This window comes from Devosia sp. (assembly GCF_028290645.1).
Classification (GTDB): Bacteria; Pseudomonadota; Alphaproteobacteria; order Rhizobiales; family Devosiaceae; genus Devosia_A.
In genome coordinates, this window is sequence record NZ_JAQGJL010000178.1 from 1 (window position 1) to 4600 (window position 4600).

5 protein-coding genes are annotated in these 4600 nt (G+C 66.6%); 4 read left to right on the forward strand and 1 reads right to left on the reverse strand.

All coding sequences use genetic code 11. From position 1 onward, the window contains the following. Nucleotides 1-56: 56 nt before the first annotated feature. On the reverse strand, nt 57-683 hold the full coding sequence (locus JWQ89_RS09885; RefSeq protein ID WP_299640565.1) for a glutathione S-transferase family protein: 627 nt from the start codon (nt 681-683) through the stop codon (nt 57-59). Nucleotides 684-836: 153 nt separating this feature from the next. Here JWQ89_RS09885 and fliF point away from each other — a divergent pair, with 153 nt between their 5' ends. The 4 genes from fliF to fliN are packed head-to-tail and all read left to right on the forward strand — an operon-like array spanning nt 837 to nt 4571. Beyond that, nucleotides 837-2516, forward strand: coding sequence for a flagellar basal-body MS-ring/collar protein FliF (fliF, locus tag JWQ89_RS09890; RefSeq protein ID WP_299640567.1), 1680 nt, complete (start codon nt 837-839; stop codon nt 2514-2516). A gap of 11 nt (nt 2517-2527) precedes the next feature. Continuing rightward, nucleotides 2528-3595, forward strand: coding sequence for a flagellar motor switch protein FliG (gene fliG, locus JWQ89_RS09895; RefSeq protein WP_299640569.1), 1068 nt, complete (start codon nt 2528-2530; stop codon nt 3593-3595). After that, a complete protein-coding gene (locus JWQ89_RS09900) occupies nt 3595-4245 on the forward strand; it encodes a FliH/SctL family protein (protein ID WP_299640571.1) in 651 nt (216 codons plus the stop codon). The genes fliG and JWQ89_RS09900 overlap by 1 nt, the downstream gene beginning before the upstream one ends. Nucleotides 4246-4283: 38 nt before the next feature. Continuing rightward, on the forward strand, nt 4284-4571 hold the full coding sequence (gene fliN / locus JWQ89_RS09905) for a flagellar motor switch protein FliN (protein ID WP_299640572.1): 288 nt from the start codon (nt 4284-4286) through the stop codon (nt 4569-4571). The last annotated feature ends 29 nt before the right edge of the window (nt 4572-4600 follow it).

A 4600-nucleotide genomic window follows, 5' to 3' on the forward strand; every position in this document is an offset into this window, starting at 1 on the left:
CTTAGGGGGAGGGGACAGGGGTGGGGGTCGGCACGCACCAGCACCCGTCACGCCCCCTAGGGAGTCCCCTCCCCCAGATACTTCCGCCCCTCCTCCGTCGCCTTCAACCGCTCGTAGTGCTCCCGCACCGCCGGCAAATCCGGGTGGTCGAACGGCGTCGAAAACCAGCGGTGCGATGACAACACCAGTGCGATGTCGGCGATGCTGAGCCGGCCATTGGCCGCGAACCCGCCGCCCTTCACCAGTTGCGCCTCGAGGATCCGCATCTTCGCCGACCACTTGCCGATCGACTCCGCGATCCGCGCCGCATCGGTGAACGCCGGGTTCTTGCGCAGCAACGCATAGACCGCGTAGCCCCACTGGGCGTTGAGTTCGGACACCTGCCAGGTCAGCCACTGGTCGACCAGCGCCCGTTCCTCGGCCGCGACCGGCCACAGCCCGCTCCGCCGCGTGTCGGCGAGATAGCGCATGATGGCGTTGCTTTCCCACAGGACGAACCCCTCGTCGACGATCACCGGCACCTGCGCGTTGGGGTTGAGCGCGAGGAATTCCGGCACCTTGGGGTCGCGGTTCGGCATCCCCCAGATCTCGACTTCATAGCCGATGCCGATGAGGTCGGCCGTCCACTGCACCTTGCGCACATTTATCGAGGTCACCCGACCAAGGATCCGCAACGTTCCCATGCCCACCTCTCCTTAACCTTCATCGGCAATCCATGCCGGTTTTTTGCATTCTGCAACAGCGTGTTAATGACTTGTTTACCATCCACTAGGTAATTTTTGCCCATGGGCTCGGTGCGTTCGCGCGCACCCAAGACTAACAAGGGTACGGTCCGCGTGGACGGGTTGCTGCAGTTTTTCAACCGCCTCGGTTTGGCGCGCGTCGCCGCCATGGCCGTCATCGCCGTGCTGATGCTGGGGTTCTTCGCCTTCCTCATCATGCGCGCCTCGACGCCGCCTTTGGCCCCGCTCTATTCCGGCCTCTCCTTCGAGGACTCGGCGGCCATCGTCTCCGAACTCCAGACCCAGAACGTCAACTACGAAATCCGCGGCGAAGGCGACACCATCCTCGTGCCGCGCGACCAGATCACCCAGATCCGCATGGCGCTGGCCCAGGATGGCCTCCCGACCCGCGGCCAGGTCGGCTACGAGATCTTCGACCAGCAGTCGACGCTGGGCGCTACCAGCTTCGTACAGAACATCAATAACGTACGCGCCCTGGAAGGCGAACTGGCCCGCACCATCTCCTCGCTCGCCCGCATCAAGAGCGCCCGCGTCCACCTGGTCCTCCCCGAGCGCGCCCTGTTCAGCCGTGAGCAGAAGGACCCCACTGCCTCGATCGTCCTCTCGGTCCGCGGCGAGCTCTCGGCCGGCGAAATCCGCGCCATCCAGCACCTCGCCGCCTCCGCCATCGAGGGCCTGACCCCGATGCGCGTGTCGGTGGTCGACGATACCGGGCGGCTCCTCGCCTCCGGCGCCGGCAACGGCCCCGAGGACATCATCGCCGGCGAGACCGAGGAGCGCACCCTCAATGTCGAGAATCGCCTGCGCGCCCGCGTGGAGGAGCTGCTCGCCAATGTCGTCGGCTCCGGCCGCGCCCGCGTCCAGGTCTCGGCCGAACTCGACCTCAACCGCCTCAGCAAGACCTCCGAGACGTTCGACCCGAACAGCCAGGTGATCCGCTCGACCCAGACCCGCGACCTCACCAACTCCGCCAAGAACGGCGACAGCGGCCAGGTCAGTGTCGCCAACGAACTGCCCGGCGCCTCGGCCAATGCCGGCTCGGGCCCCTCGACCACCGAGCAGGCCTCGACCACCGAGGAGACCACCAATTTCGAGATTTCCAAGGTCACCGAGACGGCGCTGACCGAAGCCGGCGGCATCAAGCGGCTGTCGATCGCCGTGGTTGTCGACGGCACCTATGTCGCCGACGCCACCGGCAACTCCACCTACACCCCGCGCACCCCCGCGGAGATCGCCCAGATCACCGCGCTGGTGAAATCGGCAGTCGGCTTCTCCGATACCCGTGGCGACCAGGTGGAGGTGGCGAACCTGCAGTTCGCCGATCGTCCTGAGCTGACCGCTGCCGGCACCAGCGAGCCCGGGCTCTTCGATTTCACCCGCGACGACCTGATGAACGGCGCCGAGATGGCGGTGACCCTGCTGATCGCCCTGGCGCTGGTGTTCTTCGTCCTCCGCCCACTGCTGAAGCGGGTGCTGGCGCCCGAGGGCAGGACCCTCGCCCTCCCCGCCAGCGCCGAGCTCGGCGCCAATCCCGCCTTCGGACCCGGCAATTTCGGCTCCAACGCCGTTGTCTCGTCGCTCCCCAACCTCAACGGCCAGTACCTCGAGGAAGACGAGCCCCCGGCCAAGCCCCGCGTCCCCGCCTGGATGAACAACGCCAAGTCGATGGGCGAGAGCCAGGCCCAGACGCTCAGGACCGTGGGCCAGCTGGTCGACGAGAACCCCAAGCAGGCGGCGCTGATCGTCCGCGACTGGCTGGCGACCGCCACATGAGGACCCTCTAGATGGCCGCCCTCGCCCAACCGGATCCGCAGCTGCTGGCCAAGCAGCTGGTCATCGGCGAAAACGCCAGCCAGCGGCCGCTCAGCAGCGACGAGAAGGCCGCCGTGCTGCTGCTCGCGCTCGGCCCCGATTTCGGCCGTCCCATCCTCGAAGAGCTCGACGAGATGGAAATCCGCCAGCTGTCGCGCGCCATGGTGCGGCTCGGGCCGATCACCCAGGACATGCTCGACTCCCTCCTCGTCGAGTTCGTCACCCGCGTCTCGTCCAACGGCACCATCGCCGGCAATTCCGACACCACCGAGCGCCTGCTGCTCTCCTTCCTGCCGCAGGAGCGGGTCGACTCGATCATGGAGGAAATCCGCGGTCCCGCCGGCCGCAACATGTGGGAGAAGCTCTCCAACGTTCAGGAAGACGTGCTCGCGAGCTACCTGAAGAACGAGTACCCCCAGACCATCGCCGTGGTGCTGAGTAAGATCGCCACCGACCATTCCGGCAAGGTGCTCGCCGCCCTCCCCGAGGAGCTGGCGATGGAAGTGGTGCAGCGCATGCTGTCGCTCGACCCGGTGCAGAAGGAGATCCTCGAAAAGATCGAGACCACGCTGCGCACCGAGTTCATGTCCACCCTAAGCCACACCAAGCGCCGCGACAGCCACGAGCAGATGGCCGAGATCTTCAACTCCTTCGACCGCCAGACCGAAGCGCGCTTCATCACCACGCTGGAAGAGCGCGACCGCGACGGCGCCGATCGCATTAAGGCGCTGATGTTCACCTTCGAGGACCTGGCCCGGCTCGAGGCCTCCGCCATCCAGACGCTGGTCCAGAAGATGGACAAGAAGGAGCTGGCGCTGGCGCTCAAGGGCGCCAACGACACCGTCAAGGAAGTGTTCTTCGCCAACATGTCCAGCCGCGCCGGCAAGATGCTGAAGGACGACATGGAGGCCATGGGCCCGGTGCGCCTCAAGGACGTCGACGAGGCGCAGGGCCGCATGGTCGCCACCGCCAAGGACCTCGCCGCCAAGGGCGAGATCATCATCACCAAGGGCAAGGCCGATGAAGAGATGATCGCCTGATGAGCGCCGCCGCCCCCGCCAAGTTCACCTTCGACCTCGACCTCGGCCGCCGCCAGGAGCGCAACTCGCTGGTCACCGAATCCGCCATGGCCGCGCTGCTCGAGGACGCTCGCCGCGAGGGCTTCGAGTCGGGCCTCGCCGAGGGCGAGCGCACCACCATCGCCAAGGCCGCAAGAGCTGAAGCTGCTTCCGCCGAAATGCTCGCCGTCCGCGTCGCTGCCATGGCCGCCAGCATCGACGATGCGCGCAAGCAATCCATCGCCGAGGCCGTCACGCTCTCCCTTTCCATCGCACGCAAACTCGCCGGCGGCCTCATCGCCCGCGAGCCGACCGTGGAGATCGAGGCGCTGGTCGCCGAGTGCATGGCGACGCTTGATGGCGTGCCGCATCTCGTCATCCGCTGCGATCCCGCCCTCGCCGACGCCGTCCGCGACATCGCGACTAACAAGATGACCACCTCCGGCTTCACCGGCCGCCTCGTCGTCCTAGGCGATCCTGACATCGCCATCGGCGACGCCCGCATCGAGTGGGCCGATGGCGGCGTCGTGCGCGACATCAGGAAGCTGAGCGCCGAGATCGACGCCCGCATCGCCCAATACTTCGCCGCCCGCGGCATCCGACAAGGGTCAGATCAGGAGACCGAGCAATGAGCACCGGCGATACTGGCACCGGCGTCACCTTCGAGGAGATGACCGCCCCCGGCCGCGAGGGCCAGATCCCGCCCGGCGAAAAAACCGCCGCCGACCTCGAGGCCGTCTTCGACGTCCCCGTCCGCATCTCCGTCGTCCTCGGCCGCGCCAAGGTCCCCGTCGCGAGCCTTTTGAAGATGGACGTCGGCACTGTCGTCGAGCTCGACCGCCAAGTCGGCGAAGCGGTGGAAATCTACGTCAACGACCGCCTCGTCGCCCGCGGCGAAATCGTCCTCGTCGAAAACCGCCTCGGCGTGACGATGACCGAAATCATCAAGGCCGCTTGATGCCAAGGTCGTCCGCTCCGCATTCTCAG